At 63.3% G+C, this 15,956-nt stretch carries 22 protein-coding genes; 12 read left to right on the top strand and 10 right to left on the bottom strand.

Annotated features, from left to right (window positions below; genetic code table 11):
- Positions 1-24 precede the first annotated feature (24 nt).
- Positions 25-573, top strand: coding sequence for a hypothetical protein (locus FAZ21_RS17050; RefSeq protein WP_246038749.1), 549 nt, complete (start codon positions 25-27; stop codon positions 571-573).
- A 55-nt stretch (positions 574-628) separates the two neighbouring features.
- Here FAZ21_RS17050 and FAZ21_RS17045 read toward each other — a convergent pair whose 3' ends face one another.
- Entirely contained in the window at positions 629-892 is a 264-nt protein-coding gene (locus FAZ21_RS17045; RefSeq protein ID WP_136774639.1) for a hypothetical protein, read from the bottom strand.
- Between the two features lie 204 nt (positions 893-1,096).
- Between FAZ21_RS17045 and FAZ21_RS17040 the strand changes: the two genes are divergently transcribed.
- From FAZ21_RS17040 to FAZ21_RS17000, 9 genes are read left to right on the top strand one after another with little or no spacing between them, the layout of a single operon-like run.
- Positions 1,097-3,922 carry a DotA/TraY family protein gene (locus tag FAZ21_RS17040; RefSeq protein WP_136774638.1) on the top strand — a complete coding sequence of 942 codons (2,826 nt, stop codon included), beginning with the start codon at positions 1,097-1,099 and terminating at the stop codon, positions 3,920-3,922.
- Positions 3,919-4,356: a FliH/SctL family protein gene (locus tag FAZ21_RS17035; RefSeq protein WP_136774637.1), complete on the top strand. Its 438-nt coding sequence runs from the start codon at positions 3,919-3,921 to the stop codon at positions 4,354-4,356. The genes FAZ21_RS17040 and FAZ21_RS17035 overlap by 4 nt, the downstream gene beginning before the upstream one ends.
- A gap of 10 nt (positions 4,357-4,366) precedes the next feature.
- A complete protein-coding gene (locus FAZ21_RS17030) occupies positions 4,367-4,636 on the top strand; it encodes a hypothetical protein (RefSeq protein ID WP_055311973.1) in 270 nt (89 codons plus the stop codon).
- Between the two features lie 14 nt (positions 4,637-4,650).
- On the top strand, positions 4,651-5,136 hold the full coding sequence (locus tag FAZ21_RS17025) for a hypothetical protein (RefSeq protein WP_136774636.1): 486 nt from the start codon (positions 4,651-4,653) through the stop codon (positions 5,134-5,136).
- Positions 5,129-5,929 carry a hypothetical protein gene (locus FAZ21_RS17020; RefSeq protein ID WP_136774635.1) on the top strand — a complete coding sequence of 267 codons (801 nt, stop codon included), beginning with the start codon at positions 5,129-5,131 and terminating at the stop codon, positions 5,927-5,929. Before FAZ21_RS17025 ends, FAZ21_RS17020 begins: the two co-directional genes overlap by 8 nt.
- A gap of 9 nt (positions 5,930-5,938) precedes the next feature.
- Positions 5,939-7,060, top strand: coding sequence for a M23 family metallopeptidase (locus FAZ21_RS17015; RefSeq protein ID WP_136774634.1), 1,122 nt, complete (start codon positions 5,939-5,941; stop codon positions 7,058-7,060).
- A gap of 18 nt (positions 7,061-7,078) precedes the next feature.
- Complete coding sequence (locus FAZ21_RS17010; RefSeq protein WP_136774633.1) at positions 7,079-7,870, top strand: hypothetical protein; 792 nt, start codon at positions 7,079-7,081, stop codon at positions 7,868-7,870.
- An 11-nt stretch (positions 7,871-7,881) separates the two neighbouring features.
- Positions 7,882-8,373: a hypothetical protein gene (locus FAZ21_RS17005; RefSeq protein ID WP_136774632.1), complete on the top strand. Its 492-nt coding sequence runs from the start codon at positions 7,882-7,884 to the stop codon at positions 8,371-8,373.
- Complete coding sequence (locus FAZ21_RS17000; protein WP_136774631.1) at positions 8,367-8,960, top strand: hypothetical protein; 594 nt, start codon at positions 8,367-8,369, stop codon at positions 8,958-8,960. The genes FAZ21_RS17005 and FAZ21_RS17000 overlap by 7 nt, the downstream gene beginning before the upstream one ends.
- 115 nt (positions 8,961-9,075) lie before the next feature.
- On the opposite strand, the gene FAZ21_RS16995 is transcribed toward FAZ21_RS17000, so the two are convergent.
- The 9 genes from FAZ21_RS16995 to FAZ21_RS16960 form a co-directional block, all read right to left on the bottom strand.
- A complete protein-coding gene (locus FAZ21_RS16995; protein WP_136774630.1) occupies positions 9,076-10,026 on the bottom strand; it encodes a DNA-binding protein in 951 nt (316 codons plus the stop codon).
- 16 nt (positions 10,027-10,042) lie between these two features.
- On the bottom strand, positions 10,043-10,450 hold the full coding sequence (locus FAZ21_RS16990) for a hypothetical protein (protein WP_136774629.1): 408 nt from the start codon (positions 10,448-10,450) through the stop codon (positions 10,043-10,045).
- A gap of 72 nt (positions 10,451-10,522) precedes the next feature.
- Positions 10,523-10,660, bottom strand: a complete 138-nt coding sequence (locus FAZ21_RS20420; RefSeq protein WP_169307469.1) for a hypothetical protein — start codon at positions 10,658-10,660, stop codon at positions 10,523-10,525.
- A 189-nt stretch (positions 10,661-10,849) separates the two neighbouring features.
- The gene (locus FAZ21_RS16985) at positions 10,850-11,038 is read right to left on the bottom strand and encodes a hypothetical protein (RefSeq protein ID WP_136774628.1); all 189 of its coding nucleotides are present in this window, start codon (positions 11,036-11,038) and stop codon (positions 10,850-10,852) included.
- 513 nt (positions 11,039-11,551) lie between these two features.
- Positions 11,552-11,905, bottom strand: coding sequence for a hypothetical protein (locus tag FAZ21_RS16980; protein WP_136774627.1), 354 nt, complete (start codon positions 11,903-11,905; stop codon positions 11,552-11,554).
- Positions 11,906-12,114: 209 nt separating this feature from the next.
- Complete coding sequence (locus FAZ21_RS16975; RefSeq protein ID WP_136774626.1) at positions 12,115-13,335, bottom strand: replication initiation protein; 1,221 nt, start codon at positions 13,333-13,335, stop codon at positions 12,115-12,117.
- A 248-nt stretch (positions 13,336-13,583) separates the two neighbouring features.
- Positions 13,584-13,895 (bottom strand): ParC family partition-associated protein, encoded by a 312-nt coding sequence (gene parC, locus FAZ21_RS16970; protein ID WP_105224162.1) that lies wholly within the window; start codon positions 13,893-13,895, stop codon positions 13,584-13,586.
- Positions 13,896-14,044: 149 nt separating this feature from the next.
- Positions 14,045-14,368 (bottom strand): hypothetical protein, encoded by a 324-nt coding sequence (locus tag FAZ21_RS16965; RefSeq protein ID WP_105224163.1) that lies wholly within the window; start codon positions 14,366-14,368, stop codon positions 14,045-14,047.
- The gene (locus FAZ21_RS16960; protein ID WP_105224164.1) at positions 14,365-14,991 is read right to left on the bottom strand and encodes a nucleotide-binding protein; all 627 of its coding nucleotides are present in this window, start codon (positions 14,989-14,991) and stop codon (positions 14,365-14,367) included. The genes FAZ21_RS16965 and FAZ21_RS16960 overlap by 4 nt, the downstream gene beginning before the upstream one ends.
- Before the next feature lie 194 nt (positions 14,992-15,185).
- On the opposite strand from FAZ21_RS16960, the gene FAZ21_RS16955 reads away from it, so the two are divergent.
- Positions 15,186-15,749 (top strand): hypothetical protein, encoded by a 564-nt coding sequence (locus FAZ21_RS16955; RefSeq protein WP_055311955.1) that lies wholly within the window; start codon positions 15,186-15,188, stop codon positions 15,747-15,749.
- Position 15,750: 1 nt separating this feature from the next.
- On the top strand, positions 15,751-15,954 hold the full coding sequence (locus tag FAZ21_RS16950; protein ID WP_136774625.1) for a hypothetical protein: 204 nt from the start codon (positions 15,751-15,753) through the stop codon (positions 15,952-15,954).
- The last annotated feature ends 2 nt before the right edge of the window (positions 15,955-15,956 follow it).

Here is a 15,956-nt window from a genome sequence, read left to right as displayed (position 1 = left end):
GAGGTTGAACGGCTTGAGCGAGTCATGGACGTTCTCGACGTGCGCGAGAACGACGCGATCATGACGCTGATGGTCGTGCTTGAGTTCTACCTCGGGCTGTACGGCAGCGTGCCGGGACGCATCGAGGCAGCGGCCAAGGCAGCAGTCGGTGAGACAAAAGAGACGACCGAGAAGATCGCCGCGACAGCAGCGCAACTGGCACACGGCGACCTTGTGGAGCAGCTCGGCAAGGCAGTCAACCAAGTGGCCTCCGACGCCGCGAAGAAGCAGCAGTGGAAGGCCTTGGGAGCAGGAATTGCAGCCGCCGCGATCAGCCTACTGGTAACTGGCTGGATGTGCTTCGACGCTGGCAAAGAAGCCGGGTACGGCGCAGCCATCAAGGTAGCGCGCAATGAGACAGCCGCTGCCGCTTGGGCGAACACACCAGAGGGGCAATTGGCATACAGGCTCGCACTCGCAGGGAGCTTGCAGCAAGTGGCAAGGTGCAGCGCACCCGGTTGGAAGATTCGGAACGGTGCGTGCCTGCCCCAAGTGGATGCAGAGGGGACTCTGCACGGATGGGTGATGCCTTGATTCGGCGAATGGTAAGGGAGCACTGCGGGAGCAGCCTCCCTCGCCAGCCAACAAGCTACTTGCCGAGTCGTGCCCAGTCGCAGACCGTCACGGGCACTTGCAGGTAGCCATGCTGATGCAACCACAGCAACCCCAAGATCGCCGCGACCTGCACCGGGAAAAACCACGGCTGGCGAGCAATGGAACTCAAGCGCGCACCAAGCGCCTTGATCGGCCGCAGCACCGTGCCGGCCAACGCTGTCACACGCTCGCGCACGGCTCGAATCGCGGCCTTCACGTCGGGCACCTGCGCACCCGAAAAAACAGACTCAATCTGCATTTCCTACTCCTTCCAAAAAATACGATTTATTAGGCGCAATCGAAACGCCTAAACAATGTGTCAAACACTGTGCTAACAGTGTGTGAATAACTGTGTGTCGCGCAAAGAGCATAGCTTTTTTGGCGCCGCTGCGTATAGTTGCACTTGTATGCAGTATCGCCTAAAATTCTTTCAAGCGCAAAAGAACTGATCGGAGTCGGACACATGGCCCAGATGCCTTTCTCACCTTCGCAGGACGACGTGACAGTCGGCATCCTTGGCCACATCTTTGGCCCGATCATTGATGTGCTGGTGAAGGGGCAAGACCCCAATACCGTTGCCGCAGCAAGCAACCTGCTTGCAACGCTGTTCACCGTTTTCAACTCCGGCATCCTCGTCGTCGGATCGATCATCGTTTCCTACGTGGCCACGATGGGCGCGGTCAATACGGCGAACGACGGCGAAGCGATGGGAAAGGCGTGGAGCACTGTCTGGACACCCGTGCGGATCGTCGCTGGTGGAGCCGTTCTTCTGCCATCGACCAGCGGGTTCAGCTTCATCCAGATGCTTGTGCTGATGATCTCGTTGTGGGGCATCGGTTTCGCCAACTCGATCTACAGCCTCGGCATGGGCATGGGGTTGCTCAAGCCGGACGGCATCGTCGCCACCTCGTATCAGACAGGCACCTACTTCGGCCTGCGTGACTTCGCCAAGCAGTACCTTGCAGCGGCTTACTGCGCTCGCGCGGCCAACACCATCTACTCGGATGCGGCAGGTAATCCCTCAGTGATGGCGGATTCGGCCGCAGCCGATAAGCAAGTCGTCACCGGCACCCGTACCGACTACACCTTCTTCATCAAAGACCGGAATGCCGCCACCAACCTCGGCGGCGGTGAGCCGATCTGCGGCACGGTCACGTTGACCACCTACTCCCCCTCCGGCAACTACAGCGACACCTCGGGCACACAAGCCGCACTCGACAACGTGCGCGCTGGTTTGATGAGCCAGAAGGCCGCTGCTGCGATGGGGCTGATGCAAGACATCGACAACTGGGTCAACACCATGCCCAGTGACATTAACCAGCCCGGCTGGACAAACGTGCAGTCGTCGCAGTTCAACGTCATCGTGAAGAACCGGGAGGATCAGATCGTGGCCGCGATTGCGAACCAGATGTCCTCGGGTGAGTCCTCGATCAACAACGGCGTCACTTCCTTCGTCGCAGACATGACGAAGGAGGGTTGGGCAATGGCCGGTGGCTGGTATCAGCGTGTCGGTCTGCTGCGCACCAAGGTGGGAGCAATCACCAGTGAATCGGTGGGAGGCGTCACCACACCGTCACTGTCAGGCCTCCCGGACGATGCCCGGTCTAGCCTGCTCAAGGCAAGCGTGACGACGGTCGCTGAAGCCATCGTCAAGAAGGCCGAGCTGGCGGGCAACGGCTATGCCGGTTCGACCACCGTCAAGCCCGAAGACATGGCGAGCTTGCTGCCTCGGGACAAAACCAGTGACGTGAATGTCGGCTCGTTGGATGCAGATATGTCCACCAAGACGACGCTGCTCGTGAACGACATGATGAAGAAGGCCACAGACCTCGCAATCGGGAGCGGATCAGGCACGGACGCGATCACCCGGATGAAGCTGACCGGCGACCTGCTGGCGTCTTACCAAACCATGCTGTGGGCGGCCGAATTCACCATCAAAACGACGATGACTGCGACCCGCGTCGTAGTCGGTGCGGTGGGTGGAGTCGAAATCATGGGCAACAAGGCCGACTTCCGGGGCGTCACCGATCCGATCTGGGAGTGGCTGCTCGAAGTACCGCTCAAGATATTTGCCAAGCTGGAGATGTACATCGGCGTACTTGCCTTCTACTTCGGCGTTTTCCTTCCGAGTCTGCCCTACACCATCTTCATGGTGACGGTGGTCGGCTGGGTGCTCGGGGTGATCCAAACAGTCATCGCCGCACCGTTGTGGGCAATCATGCACATGCGTCCGAGCCAGACCTTCGTAGGGTCGGAAGCGCAAGGCTACTTGCTCCTGATGGCCTTGTTCGTTCGCCCGGCGCTGGCGGTGATCGGCTTGTTTGCCGCGACATTGGTTGCAGACCCTTTGGTCGACTACATCGCCAAGGCCTTCTTCGCCATGCGCGGCGATGTTGCTGCTTCGACTGGATGGGTCGGCGTGGTGGCCCAGTTCACCCAGTTTTTCTGGTGGTTCATCGCCTTCGGAGGCCTGCTGCTGCCGGTGCTGTTCATGATCTACGGCCTGCCGCAAGTGCTGCCGGATCGCGTGCTGGCATGGCTGAACGTGGGTGTCCATGACCTTGGTGCCACGAGCGCATCCAGCGAAATGCGTTCGCACCTGTCGTCTCAGGCCCGCTCTCCGTTGGTGCAGGGTCTTCCCAAGGACAAGGACGGCGGCTCCGGTAATGGTGGTCACATTGGCGGCCCTTCTTCCGGTGGTGGCACGCCCCGCCTTGGCGGTGGCGGCGGTGCCGGAACGACTCCTGTGAACGTGGGTGGTCAAGGTGTGGCCCCGCCTCTGGATGCCGCCTCCGAGAGCACTGGGGCATCTATGGCATCCGCACGCGGTGGCGTTGCCTCCGCAGGTGCCGCTCGCGGATCGAGTCCCGAATCATCGCGCCCTTTGTCGGCGGGTGACACCCCTCCGATTGAGTCGGAAGGTAGCGAACCTCGCCGCACGATGACCAATCGCGTCTCCGATGCCCTTGGCGTCGGCATGGGCCACGCGGTGATGGCTGCGGCCTCGACGGTCAGCGAAAGCGCTGGCCGTGCCGCTCAAGCCATGCGGCAAGCCAATGGCCCCGCTGACGCACTCGTGAGCGGTGGTGTTGCCGCCGTCACTGGTGCAGCAGCAGCCCTCAAGCGCACGGCACCGACCATCGGCAAGGAAGCTGTCGCCGCGTTCAACGAGGGAGCTGATTCGCGCGTTGCGGCAGCGATTGAGGCAAAGCGCGCTCCCGGCGATGCGGCCGAGCCCGATGGCCCGATCAACACAGGCGACGCCACCACATCGAAGGAGGAAGCATGAGCCACGACTATTGGAGCACCCCTGCCGCTGCTCGCGAGATGGAAAGCATCGGCTATCAGGATGGCCAGCGAGCGGGCCATCAGCGTGGCCTCAATGAAGGCTTCCGCAAGGGTATGAATCAGGGCATCCAGCAGGGCCGTCAGGAAGCATGGGCCGAAGTTCAGCCACAACTGACCGCTGCCAATGAAATGGTGCAGGGCATGGCCCAGATTCTGGCCGCCGCTGCGGACGCCCTCCTGCAAGCCGACGACGCGGCCAAGGTTGCCTTCGCGGTGAAGTACGCGGACCGGCTCGACAAGGCGATGGCCAAAGGCCTGATCCGCACTGCTCCCCACAACAACCCCCAGCTTGCCGGTCTGTCCGTGGTCATGCGTCTCGTCGATGAGTCGCGCCGGGCGTGCCTGCAAGCCACTGAGTCCACCCCTACCCCGTAAGGAGTCACCCATGCGCCGCCCCTCGATCACCTTCCTTCGCGCCACCCAGCTCAACAGCCGGGTGCGCCGCGTCACCCCATCCGCCGTCCGCACCGCCCGCATCGTGGCCACCGATGACGGTTTCGAGCTGCACGCCACGCTGGCAGGCAGCACTGACCGCTGGGTTCTGACTTCTCCGGGCGGCATCGCCAGCACCTTCGGCGACTTGCCGGGGTTGCGCGAGTTCGCTTCCGTCGTTCTGGGCCGCGACCGCGTGCCACTGTCTTACCAAGCTGCTTGAAAGGCCTCTCACCCATGAAAACCACCCGCACCCTGATCGCCTCTGCCCTCCTGCTGGTCGCCACGCTGTCCAGTGCTCAGATGCCCGCTGCCTTGCGCGATGCCAACGCACCCGCCGCAGGCGACTGGGCCAAGGCCTCGACCATCCTGCGCAACGCCATCGAATGCCGCGAGCCGCTGTACTCGGCCAAGCCGGTGTTGGCGGTCTTCGGCCTGACCAATGACAGCCTCGACGGCGACCACAAGCTGCCCGAAGCCTTGACCGTGTTCGGCACGCTCAAGGTGTCCTCGATCTCGATCTTCCAAGGCACCGAAGAGGAAGGCAGCAGCTACACCGTCCAGCCGCTGGGCGCAAAGCTCGCCGACGTTGCGAAGGCCGCAGGCCTCAAGAAAGACGGCCCGCGCTACGTGCGCAAGGTCAAGGGCGGCATCGTCGAAGCCAGCGAGCCGCAACCCGGCACCGTCCAGCTTGCTTGCATCCGGGGCGGTGGCCATGAATAAAGCCCTCACCAAGCCCGCCATCGGCGTGCTGGTGGGCGCGTCTCTCGCATTGGCTGCCAGCGCGGGAGCCTCGCAGACCAGCGGCAACTGGTTCTCGTCGCTGTTCTCGACGGGCGGTAGCGGCAGTGCCAGCTCCGGCGTGTCAGCGTCGATGGCCGCCGTGGACGCGGCGATGAACCAGAAGATGCAGGACGATCTCAAGAACTGCGACGACGTGGGCATCGGCGCGAACATCAAAACCGCGATCTCCGTGCATAGCGAGATGGCCTCTGCCACGCCCAACGTGGAAAGCCTCTTCGATGTCAACGACTCGTGCTTCGCCAGCGTGAGCCAGATCATCGACCTGTCGTTCTCGATTCCCTCACTCGGTTCGATCCTGTCCTCGGCGCAGGACGCGGTTTTGAAGTACGCGCAGAAGAAGGTGTGCTCGACCGTGGGCAAGGTGTCCGGCATGGTCACGTCGCCGATCAACCAAGCCATCGGCCAATGGAACACGCTGGGCCAACAGTTCACGGACATCAACGGTATGGCCAACAGCGCCGTGGGCGGCTCGATGAGCACCCTCGATCCGCAGCTCGGCAGCAGCTACAAGCCCGCCTCGACCGCAACCAGCTACAGCGTCAACGCCAACACTTTCGGCGCGAATCAGACCGTGTTCAGCAGCGGCGGAACTCAGCAAGGCGCACAAGCCGCGCCCGCGACCTCGGTACAGCCGCAGGCCAGCCAGCAGGCTCAACCCACACAGACCGAACCCCAGAGCTTCACAAGCTGGGCGTCGAGCCTTTTCAACTGAGGAACACAGATGCGCAAGCTGCTCAGTTTGACCCTCGCGCTGTCGATGAGCGGCGGCGCAATCGCTGACACCTGCATGGTGTCGCCGACGAGCAAAGAGCAAGTGTCCGGCCGCTTCGGAAAATTCCGTGAGGGCGGTGCCGCGAACTTCGGTTCCGGGAACGCCAAGCCGCACATGCACGACGGCCTCGACTTTTCGACCAGCGGGCAAACCGCCCCACTCTATGCCACTTCGGCAGGCACGGTGACGTGGGCCAAGCTGCGAGGCAGCGCAGGCAACACCGTCATCATCAAGCGCGACAACGGGCAGTCGGCCGTGTACTACCACCTGAGCTACATCGCCGTGAAGGAAGGCGACAAGGTGCAGGCCGGGCAGGAGATCGGCCGCGCTGGCTCCACCGGGATGCAGCCGGGCGGCGCAGTCCACCTGCACTTCATTTATGGCGTGCCGAACGCAGACGATGCCCGCGCCAAGACCTTCTCGGCAGACGCGAACAAGAACCCGACATTCAACCCGGCGCAGCTCCCGAACGCGATCAGCAAGCAGAGCACTGCTTTCAACTACGCGACCGATCCGTCGCCCTACTTCTGCAAGACCTTCCCGATTCAGAACGACGGCCTGTATCCGGTGCTGGGCAGCGACACGATGGCCCAGTACAACAAGCTGTTCGGCGCGGCACCGCCGATGGGCGTGCCGCCGTCCACCCAGTTCGATCCGGTGCAGGTGGCCGCAGCCAACGGCGATGCGTTGCAGGCGGCCTCCAAGGGCGCGACCTCGATGGCGAGCGTGCTCAATGACTCGGACGGCTACGGCTCACTGCCGTCGCCACCCATCGGTGACTACGAAACCATGTCTCCGGCCGAGATGATGAGCACGGAGGCCATGCGCCGCTTCGCCGATTCGGAGTGGAACAAGTCCATCACGCAAGTGAGCAGCCGCGCCCTGTGGGTGGACTACCTGCGCGCTCAGGGCGTTTCAGCCCAGCTCAATGCGGCCATCCGGCAGAAAAAGGAGCGCATGGAAGCCCTGTTGGCGCTCTACACCTCGCAGAAGCTCGCCGCGAAGCGGCAGCAGGTGGACGCTGCCCGCGAGCGGGCGCAGCGCGCCGACGTTCAACGCGCGATCCAGTAACACCCAAGGGACAACGACATGGAAAACCTCGACCTGACCGCCGTCGCCCGCATGGGCTTGATCCTCGCGCACCTGCTGGCCTTCGCTGCGGCTTTCGCGGCCGTGGCCTTCGGTGACTTCGCCATCTTCCGCCGCCGTCGCGTGGACACGGAGCTGCTGACCAAGGCCGCTAACGGCGTGACCCTCGCGCTCACGGCTCTGTGGATCACCGGCTTCGCCGTCATCCTGCTGGACACGCGGCTTGACCTGGCCCTGCTGTGGAGCAAGCCCAAGCTGCTGGCCAAGCTCTCCATCGTGGGCCTGCTGACGCTCAATGGCATCGCCTTGCACCGCTGGGCCTTCCCGCTTTTCAGCCAGCCGCAGGACGATCCGCACCGTGCAGCCTTCCTGCCCGCCGTGCTGGGGGCCGTCAGCGCCACGACGTGGACGTTTGCGGCCTTTGTTGGCGTCGGCAAGGCCGTGGCCCCAGCGCTGGGCTACAGCGGCTTCATGGCCCTGTACGCGGCTTCCGTGGCGGTTGGTGTCTGGGTTTCCCTGACCTACGTCCGCCCTCGCCTCGCAGCCCAGATGCTGCCGCCTGAGCCTGTTCACACCATTCTCGAACTACACACCCGTCAGGTGCTCGGCCCGGTCGGCATGGACTACCTGCAAGAGCAGGGCATCCAGTCGGCCGACATCGCCACCGATCCGGTGGCGGCCGTGGGCCGCATCGGTGCTGCGCTGGAAAACCTCGCACCGGAAGCCCGTGAGCAGTTCGACCGACTGGCCCACGCCACCCTGCGCAAGCACGATCTGCTGCAAGCGGCTTGAAGGCCACGACCATGATCCTGTTCTTCGACTTCGAGCGGCTGCTGTACGGGCAGACCATCGGCGACATCGGGCCTGCTGCCCGGCTCGCCAAGGTGCTGATGCCCTACCCGCAGGTGGATCTCGTGCTGACGCGGTGGCGCATCGGAGCGATGCGAACCATCAAGGACGTGCGCGGTGAGGTGCCTGAGCTGGGCGACCGCATCAACGACGTGGCGCACCGGCCTGTGCGTTCGGATGAGCGGCCCGAACGTGAGATCACCGGCACACTTCGCCGGACGAGGCAGCTTTACTGGGCAGCGGTGGTGCCGGACGGTGATGCGCAGGGCTACATCGAGCAGGCGACCCGCTCGGGTGCGCCGCTGATCCTGTGCCGGAATGGTTTTGACGATGAGGCCGCGCAACGGCTGCAAGCGGCTTTGGCGCGTGTTGTTCGCAATGAGGAGTTGGTCAGCGGCGTGCGCCGCCCACTCCGTCACTCACTGGGGGAGGCCCTGCCATGCTGATGCTGATTGAGCACGATTCGATTCTTTCCACGCCCGAGGCACGCCGCAGCTTGGCGGCCTTCGTCGCCAACCGGCCCAACATCAACGTGGCGGTGTTCCATTCGGCCAAGTTGTCGGCCGCCGAAGTCTGCGAGGCCTACCCGCCCGCGCTGCGCGAGCGCCTGATGCTGACGCCGGACACCCCGCGACACCGCGATCTGCGGTTCTGGATCGGCTATGAGGCCGGGTGTGTGTTTGCCGCCCTGCGGCACAACGGCACGCTGGCCCAGTGCGAGGCGGTGGTGTGTCTGGTGCCCCCGGCATGGGGCGACACGGCCCGCGAGCAGTTCGGCGAGAAGCGGGTGGTAGTCATCGGTGAGCCATTCAGCGTAGACACGGCCCGCCGCCTCGCACGCAACCTCTCGACCTACCGCCGCACGCCGGTCGAACCGTCTCCGCGCAGCTTGCCCAGCAAGGCCTCGGTTGCGTCGATGGCGGCCACCTCGGCAGGCGTGAACACCTCTTCGCGCGGCAAGTCCTCGGGCCACTCCACCCGCTCGGCTTCGCTTTCCCAGCGCGTGGCCAGCTCGCACAGCATCTTGGGGTAATGCTGGATCAGCTCGGCCCCCGGCCCGGCGATCTGGCAACCGTCGATGACCTGCTGCAAGCTCGATGCGGTCAGCCGCAGGTCGTCGATCAGCGCCGCGATCCTGCGCGGCGTGCTCACTTGGTGCCCTTCCCTACTGGCTTTTCAGCCTTGTCCGCGCCCTTCTCTGCTGCCACCGGCCGCTCGGCCAAGACCTTGACCAGCTCGGCGCGCTGGCCTTCGATGGCCTCGACCTGACCACGCAGGCGGGCAGCTTCTTCCCGTGCCTCTGAGGCCTGATTGCGGGCCTGCGAAAGCTCATCCCGGACGTGGGCCAGCAGACCATTGGCCTGCTCGGTGGCGAGCTGGTGATTGCGCGCCTCTTCGCGGGCATGACGCAAGTCGCTTTCTGCCGTGGCTTTGACGCTGGCCAGCTCCACCCGCACCTGATCCAGCTCGGCGGCTGAGGACTTGCGCAAGGCTTCCAGCTCGACGCGCAGACGCTCGGCGGCTTCATGGGCACGGGCCAGCTCGGCGGCGTGCTTCTCGGCGTCCGCCCGGTTCGTTTGTTCAGACGAGGCCAAGCGCTCGCGCAACTGAGCCAGCTCGACCGCCTGCGCCTGAGCGTGGGCCTGCGACTCGGCGAGCTTTCGGTTGACCGACTCGATCTCCGCACTGGCCTCATCCAGCTTGGCATCCAAGTCGTCCACCGTTTGCGCGGCGTCGGCAAGCTCGCGTTTCGCACTTTCCACTTGATCGCCAGCGTTACGGATGATCTCGGCCACACGGCGTTCAGACGCCTTCACCGCCTTGTCGTTAAGCTCGACAGCCAAGGTGGCGATCCGCTCAGTCAGCGCCTTCGTCACTGCTGCCACTTCATCGGCAACCTCAACCGGCAGCTCTGCCACCTCATCGGCTTTGACGACGGCCTGAGCGCTGATGTGGTCATCCCAAACTTGCTTGAGCCGCGTCGGGTTGCCCCCGCCGACCTTCTGGCGCAGTGCGAAACCGGTGACGTTGCGCCCGGCAGCTTGCAGGGCTTGACCGGCTTCGATGATGGCTTCTGCTGGAAATTCGGCTGGACGCATGGTGTCTCCCCCTTAGTCAGAACTCGTAGACCAGTTCGCTGCCCTCTTCTTGGCGCAAGAGGTTGCCGGTACGAACAGCCGTCACAAAGCCTGTCACCGAGCGCACACCGTTGACGGCAGCACCAAGCACACGCTCCAAGACTTGCTCAATCGACAGCGGGCACTGGATGTCCACCTTCCGACCGGCTTCATCAAAGCCTTTGAGACGCACCTTCCCCTCGTCCAACGAGATGACCAAACGCTCCTCGTTAGCACCCTCACGCGGCGAGGCGTAGCTTCGAGTAATAAGCAAGCCGCTTGCGCCGACCTCCGCATGACCAATGTGGCCATGCCAGTTCGGTGGGGTTCGGTCGTCGTAGTTCAGCACCTCGGCGATCTGCACCGCCAGCGTCATCTTGGAAAAGTCCATGTCTTCGATCTCCACTGTGGCGCTCGGGGCCAATCCCTTCACCAGCCATGCCAGCATTGTAGCACAACAAACAAAGAAACAAACAAACTAATAAACAAATAAAAGAGGGTTTTTTGAGGTGTGCGACGGCTGGCCAGCCTGCTCGACCACGGCCCGGTCGGTGGCGCGCTGAGGCGTTTTTTCATCGCTTGCCTGCGCAAACGCATAAATAAACGTGGAGGTCATTCATCGACCCCGGAAAGGAGGAGACTCACATGGTCATCGTCATCAAGCACAACGGCTACCCGTTTCGCAACAACGAGAACGCCGTGCTGCTCGCCACGGGCATCACGCATCACATCGTCCTGCTGTTGAAGCAGTAAGCCAGTCGCCCCAGCTCATCGCTGGGGCATCCGGGGCGGCCATCGAGCCGCCCTACCCCTCGGCCGTCAGCGGGCAGTTCGCGACCTTCGGGCAGCGGCTGGCCAGCGCGCAGGCCTCGGCGAGCACAACCGGCTCGGCATCGTCTTGGCCGATCCCGCTCACCCATTCGATCCGCTGGAGCACGGGCACAGAGCGCCGCAGCTCGGCGCAGTGGTACGGGGTGGTTTTGGTGGTTTGCATGGAGTCGATCTCCGGTGATTGAACAAACCACCATCCTTGCGTCACGACTCCCCGAGCACCACAACAAGCTGCTTGCGGCATATCTATATATATACCTATATACCTACAAAAGAGGCATTAGCCGGGCATCGACCCGGCCGGTGTTCGGCTGTTGGCTGTTTGCGGAAGCTGGCATCGCTGCAAGGGGTTGGAGGCCCGACTGGCGCGGCCCGCAGCCGCAGGCGAGGACACGGGAGGGCCGGAAAGCGAAGCGGCCCCTTGTGGCGAGGACAGATTTCGCCAGCCTCCAAGCAGGGAGCAGGTGGGGGTTGTCTTTCCCCCGCCTGCCCCTGCGGCCAGTCCGGCAAGTTCGGACGCGGGAAGTCCAGAAACCGGCAAGGTTTCTGGTCGCCGGGACGGCGAAAGCGTCAGCCGACCGAAGGGAGGGAAGGATGGAAGCCCGCAGGGGTCGAGACGCCGCAGGTGGCTCGATGCGCAGCACGACAGCCCGGCCCGAAGGGAGACGCCCGGCTGCTACTCGTTGCGAACTGGACGACGCTGGCCAGCCACACCGGCACCGGACGAAAGCAACTTGACGGCCTTCACAAAGTCGATGCCCAGCAGGTGCATCACGAGGTCGATGCCGCCACCTCCACCCTTCCCTGCGCGCACGTCAAACCACTTGAGGCCCGTCACAAGCACTTCCCAAGCGAAGCCCGAGGGCGACGACAAAAACAGCCGCACCGTCCGCTTGTCCTTCTCCGGCACGAAGTCAGGATCGCGACGCCAGAACAACTGACCATCGTCGCGCAGCTTGTCGAGCACCTGCGACAGCGGCATCTCCCGCACCCATGCGAGCGTTTCATCGTCAAAAGACCGGCGAGCCATACGCTACATCCTCCGAACTCCATTCAACCGACACGGCCGCCACGCCGAAAAGTGACGGGAGGGCCGCGCTGACGCGCGGCGGAACACCCTCCGGGCTTCGCCCTGCGCGCGGGATGATGGATAAGTCCTGCGGACTTACCCACAACCCACTTGCGGCTACTCGCGTTTGAAAAACGCTTGGGCTACTCAAAACCAAAACCAGCTCCATCTCAGCCATCCAGCACAGGCACGACACCCGGCCCGGCAGGAAACAGCTCAAGGGACACCGAAGCTGAACCCGGAACCCCGGCCCCCTGCGGGGCGGCAGTTACCTGATGTGCACCATGTTTAACATCCTCGGCCTTGCCCGAAGCGCTCCCCAAAATCGCCACGGCGACGGGCTTGAGCACTTCTTCGAGCACATGCTTGTAGGTGGCCACCGTCTGCCTTGTGAGGCCCGCCACGCGGCCGATAGCGGCTTGCGTGAGGGCTTCGCCCTTCTGTTGCAGCAGGCGGCACGCAGCGCGCACCTTGGACTCGGTGGCCTTGTGGCGAACGTCGTGGGTGCGGGCGGCGGCGAGGCGCTGCCGCTCGATCAGCGGCAAGTCCTTGTCGAGCTGCATCACGCCCCGGTGGCACCGGCCGCAGCCGGTGTAGCGATCCCACGTCCAGCGGGCGACGGACTTCACCGTGGCCTTGAGTGAGGACTGGGCCAGGTTGTCCATGAAGCCCAGCTTCTGGAAGCTGTTGCGGTTGTGTGCGTAGGCTTCGAGCAGCCGCGTGAAGGTGGCGAACGAGCCGCGCTCACGCTCGCGATTGACGATGCTGTAGGCGTAGTGGCGCAGGTGCTCGAAGAGGATGCAGTGCCGCGAATGGCTCACCTCGTCGAGCTGAGGCCCCTTGCCCCACGGGCTGGACACAGCCAAGTCCACGTAGTCGGCCAACTCCCCCAGCTCGTAGACGTGGGCGTGCAGCTCGTGCGTCAGCCACCAAGGATGGCCGGGCGTCTTGGCCACGGGGCCGCTGTGGAAGTCAGTGTCGGCATCGAGCCGGGCAGCGAAGGCCTCGTAGACGGCCTTCATGTAGGCGATGGGCTTGCTGCGGGCGGCCTCGGTCGTGCAGACCGGGGGAATCGCGTAGTAGAGGTGGCTGTGGCCGCTTTGGCGGTTGCGGACGATCAGGTTGGGGGCAGGAAGGCCAGCGTCCTCCCAGATCATCGCCTTGGTGTGGTCGAGGTCGAAAATCAGCCAGCTCACGAAGCCGGGCCGATTGACCTGCATGTAGGGGTAGCGAATGGCGTATTCGCGCGGCCGGACGCGGGTGGCCGTCTTGTCGTCAGAGCAACGCGGCAGATAGGGCGCTTCCGTGAGCACGCGATTGAGCGCGGTGCCCGACTGGAAAAAGCGGTCTGCTGTCTGGTTGTCTAGTTTCTGTGCCGTTGTCGCCGTCATAACCCCTCATCACTCGTCCGTATGGACGAGCGCACGCTTGCGTGCTGGGGTCAGACTGCGTACAATGAACCTTATCCGTTAGGTTTCACTGACGACGATGAAGTAGCCCGCCAAAGCTGCTCCTCGTTTTTAGTCTGGGCACCCAGCCCGGTTTCTATGCAAAGCCCGCTCGCCAAAGCGGGCTTTTGCTTTTCTGATCGTCCAGTTTTCGCTGTCTGGTCAGCTCTCTCCTTCGCTGTCATCACGGATCACTCGTCGGCATCCAACGACGCCGGGGCTTGCTTGTAGCCCCGCACCATCGTCTTGGGCACCCAGTGCTCCGTGTTCACGTCAAACTTCATGATCCCGTAGCTCTGCAAAACACTTGCAGCGCCGTCGAGACTCTGGAAGTACCGGAGGCCACCTCGGGCCGCACCCAGCACTCGCTCATTCATTCCGGCCCGCACCACGATCAAGAGGCCCTTGTCACCGGGTTCCACTCGGGCGGCTGAAACCGACCCAGCGGCGATGAGTTCCTTCAAGATTTTTGGCGCGACCACACTTGCAGTTGTCGTCAACATCGCTTTTATACCCTATTCCGCGCCCAACCGCAACAATATCAGTTTTTGTTGCGACTGTCGCTGTATCGTGTGAGTGTCGGCGTTTGTATGGACTATAGTCCATATTGAACGTCGTTATATATATACATAGATAGGTATATATATACCTATCAGCCCTTGAGGAAGGCTTCCAGCGCCTCGATCACGATGTCCTTCTCCGTGACGCGCCCGCCCTTCTCTTCGGAGCGCTTGAGCGCTTCACGGCGCAGGCGGTCTGCCAGCTCTTCCGGGAAGTTGAAGATTTTTTGCACCCGTGCGCGGCCGTAGCGCTGCGTTTCCTCGGCAGCGGGTGGCGTGGCGGCCGGTGGCGTGGTCACGGCCGCAGGTGCCACCAGCGGCTTTTCGGCCTTGTCGGCCTCCCCGCCTTCGAGGAAAGCGGTCGGGTCTTTGGGCGGCTTGAACTGCGCCGTGTTGGGCTTACCCTTCATGCTCATGCCATCACCTCCTTGAAGAAGGCTTCCATCTCGGCAATGGCGGCTTGGTCGCGACCCAGCTCCTGAACAGTCGCGCCCTCACCGATGGCACGGCGGAAAGCCACCCGCTCGCAGACTTTTGTAGGTAATACAGTCAGCTTCTGCTCGGCCAAAAATTCCAGCATCTCGGCCGCATCCTTGGTGCGCGGATCGACGCGGGTCAGCAGCACGCGCACGTCCAGCTCGGGGTTGTAGTCGCGGGCCAGCTCGACGACTTCCAGCAAGTCAGTCATGGCCGCTGCGTCCAGATTGGAGGCACCGACCGGGATCACGGCACGCTGGGCCAGCAGCAGCGCGGAGCGCAGGCCCACGGAATCACGGCCGCCTGCATCGACGACAACGTGCTCAAAGCCGGTGGCCAGTTGCTTGCCTTCACTGAGGATCGCCTTGCCAGCGAGGCAGGTGGTGGTGGGCGACGGGTCGTACTGCGTCTCACGACGCCATGCGGCCCAGCTCGCGGCCGAGGCCTGCGGGTCGCCGTCGATGAGCAGCGTCTTGCCCTGACGGGCCAGCATCACTGCCAGATGAACGGCGGTCGTGGTCTTGCCGACGCCGCCCTTGGTGTTCACGCACGCGAAGATCATGGGTGCTCCTATCTATGTATATACATACCGACGGGCAGCGCAGCGGCTGGCCCTCGACCTGCCGGGTGCATCCCCGGCCCTGTGACTCGGTAAGTATATATATACCTACCGACCACAAGCGAATGGTAGCAGACTTTTGAGCTTTCGCGTATAGTTTTAGTTATACGCAACAACACCCACAAGAGAACGCGCCGATGCAGTTCAAGATCATTCGCCACCGCGACAAAGAAGGCGGCTACCGAGAGGGGCACCGCGTGCAGTGCCTTCGCCGGGTGCGCGAAGTAACGCCGGATTTTCCAGAGGGCAAGAACGTACAGCGCGTGGTGGCCAAGTTCGACCGGGAAGCGCGTGAGCTGCCCGCTGATGTGCTGGCCATCCTCACCCCGGCCGAGGTTGAAGAGTGGCGGGAGTGGCGCGTCCGGCAGGACGAAGAAGAGTTGAAGGCAGCGGCTCAGTTCGAGCTGGACACGCTGGCCGAAAGCACGCGGGTGGCTCGGGTTGGGTTGGCCAAGGGCTACGCCACCACCACCACCGAAAACGTCGCCGCCATCCGCAAGGAAATCCGGGCACTGATACGGGTTGCCAGCGAGCTGGGCCTGATGCCGGAGCCGGTGAGAGGGCGGCCGGTCATCGAAGAGGAAAGCGAGATCACCTTGCTCCCGAACTTCGCGCCACCCGGCACGCCCGCCTATGAGTCCTACCAACGGCTGCTCGACGAGCACGAGAGAAAGAAAGCACAGACCAACGACGGAGGCTGACATGCGCTATTGGACATTCGACCCCAACACCTGCCGCTTCGAGCGCGCGAGCAAGCAAGCCGCTTTGCACGCCGCCGACGTGGCCGTGGTCAACGACGACACCGACGTGCAGGTCATCAGCGATCACCAGCCGCCCAAGCGCTGGCCCAGCGGTGAGCCGCTGGTGGTGGCGGGCGTCGAGTTCGAGCGCGAGTTGTTCGAGTAGGT

The sequence above is a fragment of the Chitiniphilus eburneus genome (genome assembly GCF_005048205.1).
GTDB classification, from domain to species: Bacteria; Pseudomonadota; Gammaproteobacteria; order Burkholderiales; family Chitinibacteraceae; genus Chitiniphilus; species Chitiniphilus eburneus.
This window is presented reverse-complemented; position numbering and strand designations above follow the sequence as displayed.